The 21,486-nt window shown below is 54.7% G+C and carries 15 protein-coding genes; 11 read left to right on the top strand and 4 right to left on the bottom strand.

What is annotated here, in order from left to right:
- The first annotated feature begins 171 nt into the window (after nt 1–171).
- Nucleotides 172–1,056, top strand: coding sequence for a VacJ family lipoprotein (locus AAC019_RS09140; RefSeq protein WP_339898452.1), 885 nt, complete (start codon nt 172–174; stop codon nt 1,054–1,056).
- Nucleotides 1,049–3,442, top strand: coding sequence for an efflux RND transporter permease subunit (locus AAC019_RS09135; protein ID WP_339898451.1), 2,394 nt, complete (start codon nt 1,049–1,051; stop codon nt 3,440–3,442). The genes AAC019_RS09140 and AAC019_RS09135 overlap by 8 nt, the downstream gene beginning before the upstream one ends.
- Nucleotides 3,443–3,450: 8 nt before the next feature.
- On the opposite strand, the gene AAC019_RS09130 is transcribed toward AAC019_RS09135, so the two are convergent.
- The 3 genes from AAC019_RS09130 to AAC019_RS09120 all read right to left on the bottom strand — a co-directional run bounded on the left by AAC019_RS09130 (nt 3,451) and on the right by AAC019_RS09120 (nt 10,215).
- Nucleotides 3,451–5,463: a PhoX family phosphatase gene (locus AAC019_RS09130; RefSeq protein WP_339898450.1), complete on the bottom strand. Its 2,013-nt coding sequence runs from the start codon at nt 5,461–5,463 to the stop codon at nt 3,451–3,453.
- Nucleotides 5,456–7,345 (bottom strand): phytase, encoded by a 1,890-nt coding sequence (locus AAC019_RS09125; protein WP_339898449.1) that lies wholly within the window; start codon nt 7,343–7,345, stop codon nt 5,456–5,458. The genes AAC019_RS09130 and AAC019_RS09125 overlap by 8 nt, the downstream gene beginning before the upstream one ends.
- An 80-nt stretch (nt 7,346–7,425) precedes the next feature.
- Complete coding sequence (locus tag AAC019_RS09120) at nt 7,426–10,215, bottom strand: TonB-dependent receptor (RefSeq protein ID WP_339898447.1); 2,790 nt, start codon at nt 10,213–10,215, stop codon at nt 7,426–7,428.
- A gap of 373 nt (nt 10,216–10,588) precedes the next feature.
- Between AAC019_RS09120 and AAC019_RS09115 the strand changes: the two genes are divergently transcribed.
- The 7 genes from AAC019_RS09115 to fabB all read left to right on the top strand — a co-directional run bounded on the left by AAC019_RS09115 (nt 10,589) and on the right by fabB (nt 18,115).
- Nucleotides 10,589–11,503: a diguanylate cyclase gene (locus AAC019_RS09115; protein ID WP_339898445.1), complete on the top strand. Its 915-nt coding sequence runs from the start codon at nt 10,589–10,591 to the stop codon at nt 11,501–11,503.
- Nucleotide 11,504: 1 nt separating this feature from the next.
- Nucleotides 11,505–12,536 carry a helix-turn-helix domain-containing protein gene (locus AAC019_RS09110; protein ID WP_339898443.1) on the top strand — a complete coding sequence of 344 codons (1,032 nt, stop codon included), beginning with the start codon at nt 11,505–11,507 and terminating at the stop codon, nt 12,534–12,536.
- Between the two features lie 98 nt (nt 12,537–12,634).
- Nucleotides 12,635–13,624, top strand: coding sequence for a Gfo/Idh/MocA family oxidoreductase (locus AAC019_RS09105; RefSeq protein ID WP_339898442.1), 990 nt, complete (start codon nt 12,635–12,637; stop codon nt 13,622–13,624).
- Nucleotides 13,625–13,742: 118 nt separating this feature from the next.
- Complete coding sequence (locus AAC019_RS09100; RefSeq protein ID WP_339898441.1) at nt 13,743–15,035, top strand: NAD(P)/FAD-dependent oxidoreductase; 1,293 nt, start codon at nt 13,743–13,745, stop codon at nt 15,033–15,035.
- 79 nt (nt 15,036–15,114) lie between these two features.
- On the top strand, nt 15,115–16,077 hold the full coding sequence (locus tag AAC019_RS09095) for a polyprenyl synthetase family protein (protein ID WP_339898440.1): 963 nt from the start codon (nt 15,115–15,117) through the stop codon (nt 16,075–16,077).
- Nucleotides 16,078–16,250: 173 nt separating this feature from the next.
- Complete coding sequence (gene fabA, locus AAC019_RS09090; protein WP_041522413.1) at nt 16,251–16,775, top strand: 3-hydroxyacyl-[acyl-carrier-protein] dehydratase FabA; 525 nt, start codon at nt 16,251–16,253, stop codon at nt 16,773–16,775.
- 122 nt (nt 16,776–16,897) lie between these two features.
- Complete coding sequence (gene fabB / locus AAC019_RS09085; protein ID WP_339898439.1) at nt 16,898–18,115, top strand: beta-ketoacyl-ACP synthase I; 1,218 nt, start codon at nt 16,898–16,900, stop codon at nt 18,113–18,115.
- 119 nt (nt 18,116–18,234) lie between these two features.
- Here the strand turns inward: fabB and AAC019_RS09080 are convergent, their stop codons facing one another.
- Complete coding sequence (locus AAC019_RS09080) at nt 18,235–19,095, bottom strand: sugar nucleotide-binding protein (protein ID WP_339898437.1); 861 nt, start codon at nt 19,093–19,095, stop codon at nt 18,235–18,237.
- A 252-nt stretch (nt 19,096–19,347) separates the two neighbouring features.
- Here AAC019_RS09080 and AAC019_RS09075 point away from each other — a divergent pair, with 252 nt between their 5' ends.
- Both AAC019_RS09075 and AAC019_RS09070 read left to right on the top strand, forming a co-directional pair.
- Nucleotides 19,348–20,478, top strand: coding sequence for a DUF5610 domain-containing protein (locus AAC019_RS09075; protein ID WP_339898435.1), 1,131 nt, complete (start codon nt 19,348–19,350; stop codon nt 20,476–20,478).
- A 314-nt stretch (nt 20,479–20,792) separates the two neighbouring features.
- A complete protein-coding gene (locus AAC019_RS09070) occupies nt 20,793–21,467 on the top strand; it encodes a BLUF domain-containing protein (RefSeq protein WP_339898434.1) in 675 nt (224 codons plus the stop codon).
- The last annotated feature ends 19 nt before the right edge of the window (nt 21,468–21,486 follow it).

Here is a 21,486-nt window from a genome sequence, read left to right as displayed (position 1 = left end):
ATGGTTGCGCCCTCTCGCCGATTGCGCCACAGTCCCCCTGTCATGTCACACTCTACCCTATGGCATAAGGCTTGCTATGCTTAGGCGAGCACTGAGCTTTGGCCCATGCACCGACCGTACAGCAGCAACAATAAAAACTGTGACCCGAACCTTACTTGCGCGAGACACCTTATGAGCACGATGAGACCGCCCGCCCGACCTAGCCACCAAACACGCTGGCCGCTATGGCTGAGCTCGATGCTATTGCTCGCCCTTGTTACCGGTTGCTCCAGCCAGCCGCAACCGGCGAATGACATCGGCCGCACTTACGTCCCCTACGAAAGCGCCCCCAGCGAGCAAACGCCAGAGCAAGGTGGCTCGGGCTTAACCCGCGAGGCCGACGACGGCGGCAAGGTTATCGAAGCGCCGGAGGGGATTCCCGATGTACGCCCAACGGTGGTGTCTTACACCGACTACAACGACCCGCTGATAAGCGTAAACCGGGCAATATTTGCCTTTAACGACTTCTCTTATCGCTATGTACTTATACCGTTGGCCAATGGTTATGTAAAAGTATTACCGCTGCCGGTGCGCAACAGCGTGACCAACTTTTTCTACAATTTAAAATCCCCTATTTACGTCGTGAACAATGCCTTACAGCTCGAGGGCAAGCTCGCCTGTCGCAACCTGGCCCGCTTTCTTATCAACTCTACCCTGGGGGTTGCCGGGCTGTTTGATCCGGCCGAGGCATGGTTTGGCCTGGAGCGCGCCGAAGCGCACTTTGATGACACCCTGATGGCATGGGGCGCCGACTACGGCATGTACATTGTATTACCGCTGCTGGGGCCTTCGGATTTACGCGACGGCGCCTCGGCCATTACCGATTACTTTTTAAACCCCATTAACTATTTACTGGATGAACCCGAGCGTTTTGCGGTGCGCTCCGTAGACTACTTACAAGATTACGCCAGTGATGCCGAACGCTATAAAACGTTGTACGACAAAAGCGACGACCCCTACATTCTGTTCCGCAACCTGTATTTGCAAAGCATCATGAGGGACGCCGATTATGAATAAGCGCATCGCGCGGTTTTTAGTCGAGCGCCATAAACTGGTGCTGTTGGTATTCTTTATTATCACGGCGGCGCTTGGCTATCAGGCGCTAAACTTTAAAATAGATGCCTCGGCTGACACCCTACTGACCAAAGGCAACAAACTCTATTTGCAAACGCAGGTCATTAACGAGCGCTTCTCGCCTCAAGAGTTTTTGCTGATTGCCTACAAACCCAAAAACCATGAAGTGTTAAGCCAACGCACCTTTAAGGACATTGGCTCTCTCAGTAAACAACTGAGCCAAATGGAGCGGGTAGACTCGGTGCGCTCGATACTTAACGTACCCTTGTTAAGCCTAGCCGATGGCGGCCTAAGCGCCGACAACGCCACGCAAAAATGGACCATCGAGCAAAGCAACTTTAGTACTGATGAGCTAAAAAAGCTGTTTAAAGATCACCCCATTTACGAAGACTTGGTGATCAACCAACCACAAACGGCTACCGCGCTGCAGGTACTCTTTAAGCCCAACGCCACGCTAACCAAGATCGACAGCAAGATTACCGCCCTGCAAGAGCGGGCATTAAATGGCGAGCTAAACGAGCAAGACACGCAGCAGCTCGAGCAATTACAGGCTGAGGCCGAACCCCTAACCCGCGAGCTCACCCGCCAGCGCAACAGCGAGATTGCGCATATTCGCGAACTGATAAAACCGTTTGAAGCCGATGCCAACCTGTATCTGGGCGGCGCCCACGTGCTGGGCTATCAGCTAATTAACATCATTAAAAGTGACTTAACCATTTTTGGCGGCGCCATTGCGGCCATGATCTGCCTGGTACTTTTTATTGTATTTGGCAAAGTGCGCTGGGTGGCGATTCCGGTGCTGTGCTGTATCAGCAGTGTGGTGTGCACCGTGGGCCTGTTCGGCTTACTGGGGCTTAAGGCGACGGTTATCTCCTCCAACTTTATTGCCTTACAGCTCATTCTCACGCTAGCGATTGTGGTGCACTTAATTGTGCAATACCGCGAATACAGCAACGCCAACCCGGATTGGGCTCAAAGCCAGCTAATCATTGAGACCTTTGCCCGCAAAGTCCAGCCGTGTTTTTACGCCGGCATTACCACCTCCATTGGTTTTGCCTCGTTGGTTTTTACCGACATCCAGCCGGTTATTAGCTTTGGCTGGATGATGATTATCGCCATGACACTATCCATTGCCGTGAGCTTATTACTGTTCCCCTCGATTCTGGCGCTATTAAAACGCGAGCAGGCCGGCAAAAAATCTCGCTGGGCCAGCAAGCTGCTAACAGCCAACGCCAACTGGATTCAAAAACACCCACGCTGGCCGGTGGTGGCAAGTTTAATCGTGTTAATTTTGGGCGGGTCCGGCTTGTTCTTTTTAAGCGTCGAAAACAGCTTTATCAATTATTTTCGTGACTCGACTAAAGTCCATCAAGAGTTAAGCTTTATCGACCAAGAGTTTGGCGGGTCGACGCCACTGCAATTGATTTACACCCTGCCGGAAAAGTCCGGCGATACCGATTTAGAGTTTACCGCCCGTGACATTCAGACCATGCAGTTAATGCAAGCGGCGCTCGAAAACCACAAGGGCGTGGGAGACACGCTATCGGTGGTTAATTTTACCGAGCTGGCGCAACAGATTAACGATGGCAAGCCGCTGACCGAGTACGAGCTTAACGCGGTTTACTGGAGCATGGACGAGAGCTTAAAAAACGACTTGCTCGGCTCGTATTTTAACGCGGACGAGCGTCAGGTACGTATCAGTACCCGTATTCAGGACACCACCGAGGGGCTCAACCGCGCCGATTTACTGGCCGGCATTCGCGCTGATATGGAAAAGCTCGAAATCCCCGAAGACCGCTACCTACTGACCGATTTATTTGTGCTGTACCAAAATATTTTAGACAAACTGTTTCGCTCACAGATTTTGGCACTGGGCATTGTCTATGTGCTGTTGCTGCTGGCGTTTTGGGTGCTGTTTCGCTCGTTTAAAATTGCCTTAATTGGCATTACACCCAACGTACTTACCACGGTAGCGGTGCTGGGCTTTATGGGCTGGATGGCGATACCGCTGGACTTAATGACAATCACGATCGCCTCAATTGCCATGGGCATTGCGGTGGATGACACGATTCACTACATCCACCGCTACCGCGAAGAACTGGCCGAGGGCGATGGCGCCCACGCGCTCGAGCGCAGCCATCTGAGTGTCGGCTACGCGCTGCTGTACACCACCACCATTATCACGCTGGGCTTTTTATTGTTGGTGTTTTCTGATTTTGTACCCAGCGTACAGTTTGGCTTACTCACCAGCTTGGCGATGGTAATTGCCTTAATCACTGACTTAACGCTGTTACCGGTATTGCTTAAGCGCTTTATTAAAAGCGCTTAAGCTGCCTGCTACGTGCCGATAACGCCACCATCGTTTTTGGTGACGACCACGGTGGTCGAGCGCGGCCGGGTTTTACCGTCCGAGGCGGGGTAACTAAGCCCCGGGTGTTGCACGTTAAACCATAAAGTGGTGCCATCGGGTGTACCGGTCAACCCGGTTATCTCACTGCCCACCGGGCCGGTCATAAACCGTTTCACCTCTCGCGTGACAGGGTCGGCGCACAACAACTGATTCATGCCCTGCCCCAGGTAGGGCTCCTCCAACTCGTCGTAATCGGTGCCGATCCACAAGCGGCCATCGCCATCAAACCACAAGCCATCGGGACAAGAAAAACGATCACCGGCCAGCGGTGCCAATTCATTTTTTTGGTTAGGCGCACTTAATGTCGGGCCAGCCAGCAAAAACAACTCCCACTCAAACGCTAGTGCGGCCGGGTGTTGCTTGTGCTCGCGCCAGCGCAAAATTTGCCCGTGGTGATTGTCGGCGCGGGGGTTGGCGGCATCCACCGCCTGGCGCTCTGTACTGCCGCGCTCGTCGTTGTTGGTAAGGGCAACGTAGCCATCGGTGGATTGCGGGTGCACAGCGACCCACTCGGGCCGATCCATCGGGGTCGCCCCCACCACATCCGCCGCGCCGCGCAAGTTAATCAACACGTCCGCCTGGGTATGAAAACCGCGCTGCGCCGTTAAACCGTTTTGCCCGTGCACCAGTGCCCGCCACTCACCGCGACCATCGGCGTGATAAACGGCGCAATAAACAGTGCCAGAGTCTAGTAAACGGCGGTTAGCCGCGGGGTTGCCTGGATCATACTTGCCATCGGGAACAAATTTATAAACATACTCGCCGCGGGTGTCGTCGCCCGAATAAAAAGCCAGGCTGCCGTCGGGCGCTTGCACGCAGGTGCAACCTTCGCGCACCAGCCGGCCCAACGCCGTGCGCTTAACGGGGGTTGAGCTTGAATCGAACGGGTCAAACTCGACGACCCAGCCAAACCGGTTGGGCTCGTTAACAAAGCCGCCGTAGGGTAAGCCGGGCTTAAAGGTCGCGTCAAAACGCGGGTCAACTGACTCCCAATAATACTTGTGACTGTGGGCGCCTACCGCTACACCGTACCGCTGGTGACTCGCCCGGGTTTGCCAATCGTTGGTATCGCGATTGGCAAAATAGTTTTTCCAGTTTTCTTCACAAATTAAATAGGTTCCCCACGGAGTCACCCCCATAGAGCAGTTATTTAAAGTGCCCAGCACCCGGGTTCCGGTTGGATCCTGCGCGGTTTTCATGGATTCCACTGCGGCCGCCGGGCCGCTTAGCGCCATCGGAGTATTTGCCGTTAAACGGCGGTTATAGCGTGAGGGAAACACCCGCTGCCACTGCCCGGCAACGCGTTTAATCTCAATGACGCTAACGCCGTGAGCCGCCTGCTCTTTGGCAACTTGCTGTGCGGGGCGCTGTTTGCTGCCGTCGGCGGCGGTTGTAACCGTAGGGCCACTCGGGTGCAGAGTATCGTTGCTGTACTCGTGGTTCACCACCAACAAGCCGTGCTCATTGGGCGCGTCGGGGAACGGAAAAAAATGCATGCCATCGTGGTTTTGCCCGGCTTGCAGAGTTTGCTCGGCCGCACTGTTGCTGGCGTCTTGTTGCCAAGGCGGCGCACCTTCTAGCACCGCATCGCCCCAACTGTAAAACGCACGGGCCGTGTAGCCCTCGGGCACGGTCACACTGTCAATACTATCGCCCAGCGCCGCAGGCACCGGGGTAAAGCCAATGTCAGGCCGCAGGGTATCGCTAAAAGTATTGCCGCGTTTTGCACTGGCACACCCACTTAACGAAAAAGGCCCGGCGATACTCGCCAGGCAAAGCGTCATGGAACCGGTAGCCAGCTTGCGCCGGCTACAGGAGAGCTCCCAAAGGGACTGGTTGCCCGAACGGTTCACCGCAATATCATCGATATCCGCGACACCCCGGGCCGTTAAATCCGCCTGTAAACTATTGCCATTTTTTAAGGAGAAACGCTTACTCAAGGCCCAGCTCCTCGGCGATAGCTTGCCAACTAACGGCTTTAAAATTTTGTGGCTGCTCGGGCATGACATTGTGGCCGTCTTGAGCAATAAACGCGCCCTGCTCATAGCCCTTGCCCAATGAGCGATGCGTTACCTCTAAACCATCGGTCTCTGAGATGCCGTCGATACCGGCGGCGGTGTTCGCCGCAACGCGAAATTTACCCAGCGTGCGGTAAGGTGCCTGGCTTTCCAGCACCAGATAAGTATTATCCCCCTGGCTGGAGGCAATCAGGTAGCGGCTATTGCTGGCAGGATAAAGCGCTAAACCTTCAACGTCGTCGACCAATTCGGCGTCGATCATTTTTACCGGCTCAAGGTTTGCAGCGGCATCGGCTTTGGCCGATAACGCCCAGATGCCGACATCTTCTTCACCGACAAACAACTGGCCTCGCGCGTCATCGGCGACACAACCTTCTGGTTGCGTGTCGACGCTAAACTCGCGCACTTTTTTACCTGTTACCTTGCCATTGTTAACCGCCAGTAGGTACTGCTCAAAGCGCCCGCTTTTACCATTGGCAATCGCGTAGAAGTCATCGGCGTTTTGGTACATACACAAGCCGTAGATTTCGTCTAAGCCGGTGGGAATCTCGGCGCGATGAGAGAGCTCTCCGGTTGCAGCATCAATGTGATAAACCGATAGCGAGTTGTGGTCACGCTGACTGGCGACGGCGATATCGCCGGCGCTGCCGCCCCAGTTAAAACCATAACGTAAATCTACATTGTTTAAGCGGCCCGTCGGCAACAGCTGTACTTGCTTGCCGTTCATATCGTAAGACAACAGACCGTGCTTTTTATCGGTACCGATAATACGGCTCGCGGCGGGCTCGGTTGGGTGTACCCAAATGGCTGGGTCATCGGCGGCATCGCCAAATCGCACTACAGGCTCGGTTTGCACTGTGGGCATAACACTCGGCAAGCTCGCTGTGGCAATGGGTTGCAACTGTTTGCGGTCAAAGCCTTGCGGCAACGCCCAGTGGTTACGGTGAATTAAACCACTGTCATCGTCGCGCACTAACGTGTGCAGCTTGTTATCGCTGCTCGAGTACCAGGCGCGCAGCCCCTCTAGCTCGCCAAGGTTTTCAAACTGGCCCAACACCTGTCTTTTAAAGCCATCGTCTGTCTGGGTATAAATGCTCAGCTCTTGGCTATCGACACTAACGGCCAATACCGAGCTACCCACCACGGCGACGGTTTCACTGGCGCCGGCCAATGCGCCAAAAGGTACAGCCATATCCACCGCCCGGCGGCCAGCGGGCAACTCCGGGTCGGCCGAGTATTGCCAAATACCCACACCCTCTTCGGTGGCGTACAAGCTGCCGGAATTATCGCTGGCGCAACTGGTTACATTGGGGGCGACCGCCAAAGTGCGCACTTTAACCGGATTAATCGGACCGCTACTATCGGCCATCAACCACTGCTCGGCACCACCGCGCTCGTCCACCACAAACAACGAGATATGGCCATCACTGTTTTGGTCAAGGCATAGCGCTTCGGGTAAAAATGCCGGTGCGGCGGCTTGTGCAGCCACGGCGACGGATTGCGTTTTTGGCTCTACCCGCAGCAATGTTGGCCGATACTCCTCGCCCACAAACGTGGCGGCGTACACCGCACTGTCGGTCGCCATTACATCCAGCAACTCAGCCTGAGTAATATCAAGAGGCTTAGGGCTGGCATCGGCAGCGTACCAGTTCAGGGTGCCGGTATTATCTAATAACAGGTATTGATTTTTGCTTAAAGGTGCTAGGGCCGCGGCGGAGACACTGCCCGGCTGCTGACTTGTGGTGGCACAGGCGTTAATACTGGCCGAGGCGAGTAACGCGCAACAAATTCGAACTAGTTTCATGGTTAAGTCCTGTCGTTTTTATTCGCGACACCGGGCGCCCCACATGATTTTGTAGGCGCCCGGCTGCTATTAACAGCTTATTAGAAGTTGGTAATGGTTAAACCCAACTTATAGGTCAAACCGTAGGTTTCGTACTGGGCGTTATAGGACGCCTCATTAACGTAGGCGTAGTAAGGCTCATCGGTTAAATTAGCCGCCTCAAAGTACAGTTGCATACCCTCGGTTAGATAATAACGTGCCGAGAAATCCAGTTGCGTTTGCTCATCCACGTACACGTCTTGCACCGCATCGCTCACGTCCTGAACTTCTAACAAATATTCAGATTTATAATTGGCCGCTAAGCGCATGCTAAAGCTGCTGGCATCGTACCCGATAGAAAGGTTACCCGTGGTGTCAGACTGACTGGGCATAGCACTATCGCGCGAAACAACACCGCCGGCGTCTTCATCATAATAAGCCAGCGTCGCATCCGAATCCGAAAAGGTAGCATTGGCCGATAACAGCAAACCGTTAAAAGGCGCAGGCAGTGACGTAAACTGCTTAGAGAACGCCAGCTCTACACCGTAGATATCAGCCGAGTCGCCGTTGGCATAGGTAATGGCCTCGTCATAATCGGCGTACATCGGCGTGCCGGCCAAGTCCGTTTGATAAATAAAGTTATCGATGTCTTTGTAATAAGCAAACGCGGAGACCACACCGGCCAAGCCCATATAGTGCTCAATACCCACATCAATGTTGCTCGATTCCAGCGGCTCAAGCTCTGGGTTACCAAACTCGGCCTCTTCGTCATCGATTACAAAAAACGGGGCTAGCTGATCAAACGTAGGGCGCACCAAGGTATTGGTCCAGGAGGCGCGCAGTTGGGTGTTATCGCCCAGCGCATAACGCGCATGCAGCGATGGCAAAAAGTGATCGTACTGATTGTCGGCGCTGTTGTCGCTAAAGCTGTCACCGTCGTAGCGTGTGCCCAACGCATTAAAGTCGGTATCCTCGTAGCGCACACCAGCCAACAGGCGCAAGTCACCTAAGTCGATACGCCCCATCAGGTAGGCGGCAGAGACTTGCTCGGATACATCAAAGTCTTCAATCCGGGAATCCTCTTCAGAGTAAAACTCTGTTTGATCCAAACCTGAAATCGCATTCGCCACGGCGGCAGAGTCGATCCCCGGGCCAAAGTTACCCAAAGTGTAATCCGGGCTGGAAGCCGCGTACGAGCTCATTAATAATGCTTCATCACTAAAGCCATGCTCATCCAGATCTTCGTATACCCAAATTTCTACGTCGCTGTCTTTATCGCGGTCGCTGTATTTACCGCCAAACTTAAGCATCGCCGAGTGAGAGCCAATAAAGAAATCTTTGGTAGCATCAAACTGCCAGCTGGTATCGGTATCATTGGTGTTCGACTGTGCCAGCTCGACTTCATCCAGCTCAAAATTATTAATATCCGTAAAAGCGGCGGGTGTATTTAAGTAAGGCGTGGCCGTATCGCTGAAAGATACACCCTCAACATCGTCGATGCTGGCAAAGGCTGCGCCACCCATATGTTGCGGCTCGTCTTCGCTGGACTCTGACAGGGCAACGCGATAATCAAACGTCCAGCTGTTAACGCGGGTACTACCACCCAGCGCACTCGACAGAATTTCCTGGGTCTCCGAACGGTCTTTAAGCTCGCGAGACACTTCGGCGTTTGTTACATCGCCGGCACCGATCGCGTCTTCAAACTCGACAATATTGGCCAGGCGCTGCTCGGAGTCGGTGTACTTACTGTACAGGTTGCGCCAGTAGAGGTCGGTGTTTTCCGACAGTTTATAATCGATATTTAAAGTCATACCCGAGCGCTCGCGCTCGATGGTGTAATCGCGTTGCTCCATTTCCTCTAGCAGTGCCGCGCCATCATCAAAGTCCCAGGCGCCACCGGTCTCCACGTTGTCTGAGCCAAACTGGCGATCGTACCAACTCACGCCCGCGGCAATCCCTAAGTTATCCGTGCCACTGCCAACGCTGAATTGATCCGAGGCGGTCAGTGCCAACTTGGGGCTGGTGTTATCGGTCAGCTCGTTGTAACTGCCCTCAGCGGTAAAAGAGTAGAAGTTTCCTTCGCGATCAAAAGCCGACAAGCTTTGAATATCAATACTGCCGCCCAACGCGTTGGCATCCATATCGGGCGTTAGGGTTTTGGTTACCATTAAACCTTCAAGCAGGTCTGAGGGAATTACATCCAGCGCCACGGCGCGACGACCACTGTCGGGCGATGGCAAACTCACACCATTAATGGTTACCGCATTGTAGTCTGGCCCCAAACCGCGAACCCGAACGTATCGACCCTCACCCTGATCGCGCTCGATCGACAAGCCCGGCAAACGCTGTAGGGCTTCCGACACATTGGTATCTGGCAACTGGCCGATCGCATCGGCCGACACAGCACTGACCACATTATCAGCAGAGCGCTGACGGTTAAGCGCCTTATTTAAGCTGCCCGCCTGCCCCAACACAATGACGTATTCTTGCTCGGGGCGCTCGGGCGATATTTTGAAATTGGCCACGGTTGTTTCGTTGTCGGTTACCGTCACCTGGCGGGTCATGGTTTCGACACCCAGGTAGCTAACGCTTAGGGTGTAAGAGCCGGGTTTAACGCTCGTCATCACAAAGCGACCATCGCGGGCGGTTACCGCACTTTGGTTTAACTCTTCAATTTTTACCCGGCTACCCTGCAGTGGCATACCGCTTATTTCGGCAGTCAGTTGGCCACTGATACGGCCATCGGCAAAAGCGTTACCTGCCGCTAAAGCGCCTACCGCGCAAGCTAAAATATTGCGCGGCCACTGTTTCGTGATATTGGATGCCCGACGGTTTTTATAAATCTGAGTCACAACCCTCTCCTGTGATGATAATCGTTAGTTGGCGCGCTTTGCTTGAACAAGCCAAGAGCGCACACCTCGTTATTTGGTGCGCCGACAATAGAAAGTGAAAATGACAAGACTGTGACAGCGGTTGATCAGCCACCCGAAAACCACGCTTTAAGGCGCCTAAAACGCACCGACTGAGCTAAGCGGCCCCCCAGAAAAAGCCCTTTACCGCGCGGCAACTCGTCAACCCACATTTTTTTGCCCGCTAGCGAACGATTAGCTGAGCCGATTTGCCCCCGGGCTTCACCTCGCGCTCATTGCACCTCTCGCAACCACCTGTCACAAAACCGTTACATTGAGCTGCTATAGACACCCGTAACAATTGCGGGAAGCTCACATGATTCGATTACATAAATGGAAACTGCTCACGGTTGCCTTCATCACCAACATCACGATTGTGTTGAGCCTTGCGGTAGGCGATGTAAAAAACTGGGCCGACATTGACTGGCTGGATATCGTCGGCGAGGGGGGCGTGTGTTTGCTGACAGCGCTGTGGCTTGGCTTTACCTTAAATAGCCGGCCGAACGGGGCCGTCACCAATTTGTTAACACTAGGGCTCGGGTTAATTTTTGTCGGAACCTTTCAGGATTTGCTGGACGAAATTATCGCTATCGATAAAAACCTATTTTTAAACAGCGGGCTAGAGTCGGCCCTTATGCCCATCGGCTTAACGGTATTAACCTTTGGTTTGTATCACTGGCACAGAGAGCAATTGGTGTTTTCTGAGCAACGCCGCAAGCGCGAACAGGTGTTTCGCGAGTACCGCCTGCAAGATGGTTTGACCGGGCTTGGCGACGCGCGTTTTTTACGCCACCAATTAAGCTCAGCCCTACAGCGCGCGCGCAGCCAGCAGCAACCGCTGGCGCTGATCCTGCTGGACATCGATCACTTTGCCGTCACCAACCAGCGCTTTGGCCACGCCGAGGGCGACCGCCTGCTACAAGAGCTGGCCGAGCTGATACTGCTTAACTTGCGCCGCACCGATTTACTGTGCCGCTACGCCGGAGACCGTTTTGCCGTTGTGTTACCCAACACCGGTGAACTCATGGCGCGGGAGATTAGCGCCCAGCTCAGCCGGGCTATCGAGCACTTTGCCTACAAAACCGCGCAGCAAGGCGAGACTTTGTACCAAAGCATCAGTGCCGGCATTAGCGTTGCCGAAGACGACAACGCCGACGCACTGATCGAGCGCGCCACTACCCGGCTGCTGCAAGCTAAAGATCAAAAAAACGCACAAGGCGTGGCCGCTTAACATGACCACTAGCAACCACTACGAAATCGATACGGTTTGTGTCCAGGCCCATGAGTTTCCGGCCGCGTTAATCGACCTGGCTTGCAGCCGCGGCGTTGACAGCAACCGCCTATTACGCGGAACGGGTATTTTTTTAGACGATTTTTTAAGGGGCGAACTAACCTTGCGCCCCGAGCAATGCTTTGCCCTTGTAGCCAATATACGCAAATTATTACCCGCCGCCGAAACCGCTTTTTTAGCGGGCGCCCGGCTTTACCCCGGCAATTTTGGCCCCGCCTCCAGCGCCCTGCAAAGCTCAGGCAATTTGCTGCAAGCGCTTAACGTACTCGTTCAGTATCAGGCGATTTTGTCGCCGCTGCTAAGCCCGCGTTTAGAGTGGCACTGCGACGATTTATGCATTTACTGGCACGATGCCTGCGGCGCCGGAGAGCACGTCGCATTTTTAACCGACATGATGATTACCGCATTAGTGAGCACCAGTAAGATCTTGGCAGGGCGCTCGCTCGCCTGGCAATTTTACCTGCCGGGTGAGCCCGCTCACCGCGAACAATACGAGGTGCACTGGGGCCGGTCTATCTACCCTCACAGCCACCAGTACCGCATGCAAATCTCGCGCAGCGAGCTGGCCCACCACTGGCCGGGCGCTGCCCCTAGCGTGGGGCACATTGCCAGCAGCCAGTGTGAACGCCGCTTGCAGCAGCTTCCCAGCCTGGGGTTTATCAGCCATTTCGATCAGTACTTACGCCATCAACTGCCAGACAACCCATCACTTGAAACGGCCGCGAGTGAGTTTTGCATAAGCCCTGCCACTCTCAAGCGCAAACTTAAAAAACATCACACGAGTTTTCAGCAGCGTTTTGATTTGGTGCGCAAAGAGCAAGCACTGCTTTGGCTCACCCGCGAGCAACTGCCGCTGGCCGAGGTTGCCACCCGGCTGCACTTTCACGATGCGCGCAACTTGCGCCGCGCCTTTAAACGCTGGACCGGAGTCATTCCCAGCCAACTCACCCCTGCGATCACCCCTGCCCGCTAACCCCTGCTGCTATCATCGGGGCGCCTGCGAAAGCTCTTATTAACGCGTATAATCTGGCCACAAAGGCCCATTAACCCTACCGAGCTAAGAGAGCTGCCATGACCAAAATCCGCTGGGGCGTGTTAAGCACGGCCAAAATTGCCCGATTACACACTATTCCTGCGATGCAAACGTCACAGTTGGGCGAGGTGGTTGCCATTGCCTCGCGAGATGAGCACAACGCCCGTCAGCATGCCGATCAGCTTGGCATTGCGCGCGCCTACGGCGGTTACGAGGCGCTGCTGGCCGATCCCGACATCGATGCTATTTACAATCCAATGCCCAATCACCTACATGTGCCCTGGTCCATTAAAGCGCTAGAGGCCGGCAAACACGTGCTGGTCGAAAAACCGGCCGGCCTTAATGTGGCGGACCTGGAGCCATTGCTGGCTTGCGCGGCGCGTCACCCCGAGCTGAAACTGATGGAAGCGTTTATGTACCGCTTTCACCCCCAGTGGCGGCAAGCTAAACAACTGTGCGACGAAGGCGCTATTGGCCGGGTGCGCACCATTCAGTGTGCGTTTAGCTACAATAACCGCGACGCCGGCAACATCCGCAACAGTGCCGCCATGGGCGGCGGCGCACTGATGGACATTGGCTGCTACGGCATCTCGCTGGCGCGGTTTTTACTGAGCACTGAGCCAAGCCGGGTACTGGGCCACATGAACAATCTCGGCGACCATGAGGTCGACTGTATTACCTCGGCACTCATGGAGTTTGACGGCGCTATCGCAAGTTTTACCTGCTCGACCAAAACCGAGCCCGAGCAGTGGGTTGAGATTGCCGGCGAGGCGGGGAGCTTGCGCATTCATATCCCGTTTAACCCGGTGGCCGATAACGCGGCCGAGCTAACGCTAAAGCGCAACGGCACCATTCAGGTGCGCAACATTGAGCCGGCCAACCATTACCGCAATATGGCCGATGCGTTTGCCGCCGCAATCTTGCATAATAAGCCGGTACCAACCCCGATGACTGACGCACTCGACAACATGACTGTTCTCGATGCAATTGTTAGCAGTGCCAAACAACAAAGCTGGATCAGCCTATAGCCCCTCACCCAGGGGATCGCTTAGTGCTGGAGGCACAACCAATAAGGGCCAAAAGCCCGGGTTAATCGCCCACGTTTATCGCGAGGCAACCCCTCGATAATTATTAAAGGAGCCAGATTTGAAAAAGATTGTCGTAGTCGGCGGCGGCGCCGGCGGGTTAGAGCTAGTCACCAAACTGGGGCGCAAGCTCGGTCGCAAAGGCAAGGCCCACGTTACCCTCATTGATCGCAACACCACCCACGTCTGGAAACCGTTGCTGCACGAGATCGCGGTGGGCACCATGGACGAAGGTGTCGATGCCGTCAGCTATCGCGCCCACGCCTTTGATAACCACTTTCACTTTCGCATAGGCTCCATGACAGGTGTTGATCGCGAGGCAAAGCAGGTTATTCTTGCCCCGATCATCGATGAAGATGGCCAGGAAATGCTGCCCGAAACACACATCGATTACGATGTGTTAGTGCTCGCCATGGGCTCGGCCTCAAACGACTTTAATACGCCCGGGGTTAAAGATCACTGTATCTTCCTCGACAGCCCCACTCAGGCACACCGGTTTCGCAACAAACTGCTGGGGCGTTTTTTGCGTATTCAGCGAGTCCCCGAAACCCGTAAGACCGTCAACATCGCCATTGTCGGCGCCGGCGCCACGGGCGTTGAGCTCTCGGCCGAGCTGCACCACGCGGTGGCCAAGTTTCACACCTATGGGTTTGACGCTATCGATAGCGAGCACTTAAACATCACCCTGGTGGAAGCCGGGCCGCGTATTCTGCCCGCACTGCCCGAGCGCATCTCGGCCGCCGCCAGCCGCGAGCTGGCCAAACTCGGCGTTAACATCAAGCTCAACACCCGTATTACCGCCGCGGTAAGCGATGGGCTGGAAACCGCCGACGGCGAAAAGATAGACTCGGATTTAATGGTGTGGGCTGCGGGCGTAAAAGTGCCCGACGCGCTAAAAAACTTAGGCGGCATCCCGACCAACCGCATCAATCAACTGCCGGTTAACGCCTACCTGCAAATCAAAAACGAGCCCAACCTGTTTGCCCTGGGTGACTGCGCCGAGTTTATTCAAACCGACGGCAGCCGGGTGCCGCCGCGGGCACAATCGGCTCACCAAATGGCGGATATCTGCTACCACAATATCCGCGCTCAACTAGAGGGCAAAACACTTAAAGTGTACCGCTACAAAGATCACGGCTCGCTGGTATCACTGTCTAACTTCTCCACCGTGGGCAGCCTGATGGGCAACTTAAGTGGTGGCTCGCTGTTTATTGAGGGGCGGCTGGCGCGAATCGTTTACGTCTCGCTGTATCGCATGCACCAGGTGGCGGTACACGGCTACCTAAAAACCGTGCTGGTGATGTTATCGGGCAGCATTAATCGCTGGCTCAAGCCAAAACTCAAACTGCACTAATCACCGCTAGCGGGCCCGTGGCTTGACAGCCCGCGCGGCCCTGCCTAGGATGCGCTCTCGCGTTAATAAGGATCTGTAAATGCTGCCGTTTCACGATGTCGTCGCCGACGATTTTAGCGAGGTGAATGATCTCATCATTCGCCAACTTTACTCTGATGTCGGTCTGGTCGAAAACATCGGGCACTACCTTATTGAGGCCGGCGGCAAACGGCTGCGCCCACTTATGGTATTGCTGTGTGCTCGCGCCTTAGATTACAACGGTAAACACCATTTAGACCTCGCTGCGGTGATCGAGTTTATTCACTCGGCAACACTGCTGCACGATGATGTCGTCGATGTTTCGAGCCTGCGTCGCGGCCGCCCCACCGCCAATGCCGAATGGGGTAATGCCCCAAGCGTCCTGGTGGGCGACTTTCTATACTCGCGCGCGTTTCAGATGATGGTGGCCATTGGCAACATGGACATCATGACCATCCTGTCAAAAACCACCAATATTATTGCCGAAGGCGAAGTGCAGCAGCTGGTAAACGCCAAAGACCCGGACCTGACCGAAGCGGGCTACCGGCAAGTGATCGAAAAGAAAACCGCGGTACTGTTTGCCGCCGCCTGCGAGGTGGGCGCAGTCATTGCCGGTGCCGACGCCACCACCCGCCAGACGCTCAGCCAATACGGTTTGCAAGTGGGCATTGCTTTTCAGCTCGTGGATGACGCGCTGGACTACAAAGGTGACGCCGAAGCGTTAGGCAAAAATGTTGGCGATGACTTGGCGGAAGGCAAGCCAACCCTGCCCCTGATCCGGGCGATGGAAAAAGCGCCAGACGCCGACCGCGAGCTGATCCGCAACGCCATCAGCAACGGCGACGCCAGCCAGCTCGATAAGGTAGTGGCTATTGTCGAGGCGACCGGCGCTATGGAGTACACCCTGGCAGCCGCCCGCGAGGCCGTAGCCCTGGCATTGACGGCGCTAGAGGCCCTCCCCGAGAGCCGTTATCGCAGCGCACTAGCGGATGTTGCCGAGTTCGCCACCGGCCGCAATCACTAGCGGCAAAGCCTATACGGCGGCGCTATGTACTAGACTTTATTACGGGCGCGGCGAGCGCTGAAAACACGGATTACCCGATACAACACTAGACAAGCCAGTGGCACAAGGTAGAATGTGCCCCTTTGCGGCCCGGATGGCCCCACCCGTTTGATTTACTGCTCAGAGTTAACACTATGAATTCACACGTCCAGCAGAGCTCATACAGCCTGGAAGAACTGCTCGAATGCGGCCACGGTCGCCTGTTTGGGCCCGGTAATGCGCAGTTGCCGGTACCTAACATGCTTATGCTTAACCGTATTGCCCATATCAGCGAAACCGGCGGTGAGTACAACAAAGGCGAGATTATCGCCGAGCTGGATATCAGCCCAGACCTGTGGTTTTTTGACTGTCACTTTCCGGGCGACCCGGTCATGCCTGGCTGCCTGGGGCTAGACGCCATGTGGCAGCTGGTGGGTTTCTTTCTGGCCTGGAAAGGCAACCCCGGACGCGGACGCGCACTGGGCTGCGGCGAGGTTAAGTTTACCGGGCAAATTCTGCCCACCGCAAAAAAGATTAGCTACCACATCAACTTAAAACGCGTGATTGAGCGCAAGTTGATTATGGGGATTGCCGACGGCCGGGTATCGGTTGACGGCAAAGATATTTATTTTGCCAAGGACCTGCGGGTCGGCTTGTTTTCCAACACCGATTCCTTTTAACAGTAAGGCACTAAGCTCAGCACCCACTGTCAAATCGGTTGAAGTTGGTCGCGCTGTGGCATAATAGACAAAAATGTAGCCGCTCTCGCTGATCAAAGCTGAGCACTATTAAGAGGTAGCCTATGAAACGCGTTGTAGTTACTGGTATGGGCATTGTTTCCTGCATCGGTAATGATAAATCCACCGTACTGGACGCCCTGCGTCACGGTCGCTCTGGTATTACATACAACTCTAGCTATGAAGAGATGGGCTTTCGCTCCTGCGTGGCCGGCTCGATCGATCTTGATTTAAAAGAAATGATCGACCGCAAAGTGCTGCGCTTTATGGGCGATGCCGCGGCGTTTGCCTATGTCTCTATGGAGCAGGCTATTAAAGATGCCGGCCTTACCGAGGCCGAGTACTCGAACGAGCGCACCGGCATCATTATGGGCTCTGGCGGCGCCGGCTCACAAAATCTGGTAGAGGCGGCCGACATTTTACGCAGCCGTGGCCTCAAGCGTATTGGGCCCTACCGCGTGACCCAAACCATGGGCAGCACCACCTCGGCCTGCCTGGCAACCCCGTTCAAAATCAAAGGGGTGAATTACTCTATCTCGTCAGCCTGCGCCACCAGCGCGCACTGCATCGGCAATGCCATGGAGCAAATTCAGCTGGGCAAGCAAGATGTGGTATTTGCCGGCGGCGGCGAAGAAGAGCACTGGTCGCTGTCCTGCCTGTTTGATGCCATGGGCGCACTCTCGACCAAATACAACGACACCCCGGATAAGGCCTCGCGTGCTTACGATTCGGCCCGTGACGGGTTTGTGATCGCCGGTGGTGGCGGCTGCTTAGTGCTCGAGGAGCTCGAGCACGCCAAGGCGCGCGGCGCCAAAATTTACGGCGAGCTGGTGGGCTACGGGGCAACCTCCGATGGCTACGATATGGTAGCCCCTTCTGGCGAAGGTGCCGAGCGCTGTATGCGTCAGGCCATGGCCACCGTCGAGGGCGACATCGATTACATCAACTCGCACGGCACCAGTACACCGGTGGGTGATCTGGCCGAGCTTAAAGCCGTACGCAATACCTTTGGCGAGAAGATTCCCGCCATTAGCTCGACCAAGTCGTTAACCGGCCACTCGCTGGGCGCCACTGGCGTTCAAGAGGCGATTTACTCGCTGATGATGATGGAAAACAACTTCATCTGCGCCTCGGCTAACGTCGAAGAGCTAGACCCAGAAGCGGCCAACATCCCTATCGTGCGCGAGCGCCAAGACAATGTCACACTCAACCGTGTGCTGTCTAACAGCTTTGGCTTTGGTGGCACTAACGCGTCACTGGTGTTCCAGCGCTACACGGACTAACCCGCCACACTAAGAGAGCGTCGGTGCACATTGGGCACCGACGCTCTCGCCCTCTCTGGTAACACACCTGGCTCAATAACACTTCGCTATCAAAGCGCTGCTGCCGCTACCACCGCCCACTACTGGTTCGTGTGCAACCACTGCTTGACCATAGACACCAGCATGGTGCGCCAGGTACGCGTCTGTACGCCGAAGTCATTGCGAACCCGCAGCGAACTTAATACCGCACTTAACGGCTCACCTGCGGGCGCCTCATCTACGACCTCAAAGACCGGCTCCGGGCCCTGATAATCCTGCTGCTGCAACACTTGCTGCAGCTGCTCGGCAAATTCCACCTCGGTGCAGGCATCGCCACTGCAATAGTGATAAATTCCCCAGCACTCGGCGCCGCAGCTAATCTGCTTAATCAGTCCCACAGTCACTCGCGCCAGATCCGACAGAGCGGTCGGCGCGCCGCGCAAACGGTTGTTAGGCTTCCAGCTCTCGCCGGCCTGCAGCGCGCGCATCAAACGCGTTAAGTGATTATCACCAAAACTGCCAATCACCCAGCTGGTGCGCAACACAATAGCCCGCTCCAGCCGCTCCGTCACGGCCCGCTCGGCGGCGTAAAACGCCCGCCCTACCGAGCTATTAGGCACAGGCTCATCACGCTCAGAGTGCTTGCTTTTATTGTCGTCGCCAAACACCCGGTAACTCGAGAGCTGAATCATCGGGATGCCCCGCTCTTTGCACACCTCGGCCAAAGCTTCGGCCGCCAATGGCAGCAACTTACAATCGGGTTCACTCGGCGCATCCGACCAACCCAGCGTATTGATCACCAGATTAGGCTTACCCTGGCCAATGTAGGCGTCAACCGATTCGCGGTCGCACCAATCGACGTCTTTAGCCGCCGGCGCCAGTAACCCAAAAGGTTCGCGCTCCAGCTCGTGCTCAAGCGCAACACCCAGCGAGTGCGCGCTATCGGTTAATAACAACTTCAAATCTAATCTCTCTTTTCTATTAGCGGCAGAGCCTTGTGGCTAGCGGCAGAGCCTTGTGGCGCAACACCGAAGCCTGCAGCCTGGCGAGAACCACGGGTCACAACAACGATACCGTCTTTATATCACACATAGAGCCCAGAGCCCCGGTACGCCGGGGGTGTTAGGCCACAGTAAACTAAAAAATGCCTTAAAGATTGCGCCTCGCGGTCGATAACCGGTTATGTGCCACTCTTTTTCTTACCCGAGGTTACTATGTCACCCCATCAAACCGGCCTACACAGTGCGTTAAGCGGCGCCCGCCAAGCGTCACCGCCAAACACCACCGGTGGCGTGGTTAACAGCAAAGTAACGCAAGCTTTAACCTTGGTGGGGGACAAGGCCGCCGGGCATATCCAGCCGGCAGAAGCAGGCAACTTTAAACCTTTAACGGCGGAGCAAGCCGCCGGTAATATTCTCGGGTTTATCCAGCGCCAGCTAGAGCGGGACGCAGCCAATGGCGCTACCGATGAAGAACTAGAATCTCGCCTGCAGGCAGGGCTTTCGGGGTTTAATAAAGGGTTTAATGAAGCCCGCGAGCGACTAGAAGCCCTAAGCCTGCTCGACGATCAGGTAAACAGTGCGATCGACAAAACCTACCAGCTAGTCACCCAGGGTATCGATAAGCTGGCACAGGACCATTTGGGCCGCACCCTCAGCGATACCACCAGGGCACCCAAAACAAACGACATTGCCCCCGGCACCACAGCAAGCCGGGCCAGCTATGAATACGCATCCGCCCAGAGCTTTCGCTTTGAGCTGCTCACCGCCGAGGGCGACAAGGTCAGCATTCAGGCCAACGCCAGTCATGGTGAAACCCAATTTTGGCGCGCTGCTGATGGCAGCAGCTCCAGCGCGTCAAGCTCTGGCGTTAGCTACAGCTTAAATATTACCGGCGAGCTTAACGAGGCCGAACAAGCGGCCATTAACGAATTGCTGCAACAGGTTAATTCGCTGGCCGAATCGTTTTTTACCGACGACATCTCTGGCGCTTTTGAAGCAGCGCTGGAATTAGGCTATGACCAAACTCAGATTGAAGGTTTTGCACTCAACTTGACTCGTGTTGATATTCAACGCGTCAGCAGCGCCTATGGCCACGAGCCGCCAGCGGCAGGCGGATTGCAACAGCGGCTGCAACCGGTTGGGCAGTTTATCAAAAACGTCCAAGAGGCACTGAATCAAGCCAGCCACTTTGCCGAGCCCTACCAGCTGCTGCTGGATATGGTGGATGGGCTTTACGCCGATACCGAGTTATCCGGCAATCGCGATGGCAAACGCTTTGCAGATTTTCTCGGCGAATTACTGGGTAACTCCTTAGCCACAGCCGGCCCCGCAAGCGATAGTTAATCCAGGGCAAACATACATCTGAACAACCGCCGCCACTAAAGAGCCAGAAACCAGAGTCCGGCATCAAACTCCTCATTGTCCGGCATTAACAATGCCATGCCGGACAATAGCACCAAGACACCTTTTTACCTACCCGTCAACGTCATCATCCATTGCCCCCAAAAGCAAAAAAACCGGATCTTCACCAAAGATAATTATTAAAACTTAGAATTCCAGGAAATATTATTTCAAAACATCATAAACATAGCATTGCACCTTCCGAGTTGAAGGCTAAGCTTTAACAGGCACGGACCCACTTTAAAAGGGAATTGATTTTGATTAAGCGAATTGCCTGTCTTGCCACCCTAGTCAAAAGCGCACATAAAAATCATCACTCAGAACGCGTATTCAGTGCTTTTGAGACCGCAAGAATATTCAACAAAGAAAACAACATTAATGGCAGCTTTTTAATTAAAGACACAATTACTCTGCAAGTTCTTGAGGGTGACTCAGACGCGCTGGCCAAAGTAATCTATCGAATTAATCGGGACCCAGGCATAACCGCCGTTAGCATCATCCTAAACAAAGAAATTAAACAACCGGCGTTTAGCCGGTGGAGCATCAAACTTCTGGATGACGACCCTTCACATCACACGCCCTATATAAAAAAAATGCACGCGTTGTTGCAAGCGGATTTACGCTTTCCCTCGGAGGCTGACAAAGAAATGTTTCGTTACCTATTTGACTTCGCCTCAGAGCAACCACTCCACCCTTCCGCCCAACATAAAAAGCCATGCAGCGAGACTATAAACCACGAACACTTCAACCATACTACACTCTCCATGAAGTCGTGGCCCTGTCCGACAAAACTTCGGCTTACCGCCCCCCTAATGAAAATAAGTTCAATACTTATAGGCCATAGCGTTTCCTACCAACGCCTGGTGGAGCTACAACTATTCTCATCCGAGGCGGAGCTGCAAAAAAACGTTGCTGCTGTTAAAACAATCTGATGCATTAATCGTCGAGCAA

Source organism: uncultured Gilvimarinus sp., assembly GCF_963975215.1.
In the GTDB taxonomy this organism is placed as follows: domain Bacteria; phylum Pseudomonadota; class Gammaproteobacteria; order Pseudomonadales; family Cellvibrionaceae; genus Gilvimarinus.
This window is presented reverse-complemented; position numbering and strand designations above follow the sequence as displayed.

Bases quoted from the DNA above. Each gene is read 5' to 3' on its own strand.
- AAC019_RS09140 (WP_339898452.1), top strand. From the start codon at position 172: ATGAGCACGATGAGACCGCCCGCCCGACCTAGCCACCAAACACGCTGG.
- AAC019_RS09135 (WP_339898451.1), top strand. From the start codon at position 1,049: ATGAATAAGCGCATCGCGCGGTTTTTAGTCGAGCGCCATAAACTGGTG.
- AAC019_RS09125 (WP_339898449.1), bottom strand. From the start codon at position 7,345: ATGAAACTAGTTCGAATTTGTTGCGCGTTACTCGCCTCGGCCAGTATT.
- AAC019_RS09115 (WP_339898445.1), top strand. From the start codon at position 10,589: ATGATTCGATTACATAAATGGAAACTGCTCACGGTTGCCTTCATCACC.
- AAC019_RS09110 (WP_339898443.1), top strand. From the start codon at position 11,505: ATGACCACTAGCAACCACTACGAAATCGATACGGTTTGTGTCCAGGCC.
- AAC019_RS09105 (WP_339898442.1), top strand. From the start codon at position 12,635: ATGACCAAAATCCGCTGGGGCGTGTTAAGCACGGCCAAAATTGCCCGA.
- AAC019_RS09095 (WP_339898440.1), top strand. From the start codon at position 15,115: ATGCTGCCGTTTCACGATGTCGTCGCCGACGATTTTAGCGAGGTGAAT.
- fabA (WP_041522413.1), top strand. From the start codon at position 16,251: ATGAATTCACACGTCCAGCAGAGCTCATACAGCCTGGAAGAACTGCTC.
- fabB (WP_339898439.1), top strand. From the start codon at position 16,898: ATGAAACGCGTTGTAGTTACTGGTATGGGCATTGTTTCCTGCATCGGT.
- AAC019_RS09075 (WP_339898435.1), top strand. From the start codon at position 19,348: ATGTCACCCCATCAAACCGGCCTACACAGTGCGTTAAGCGGCGCCCGC.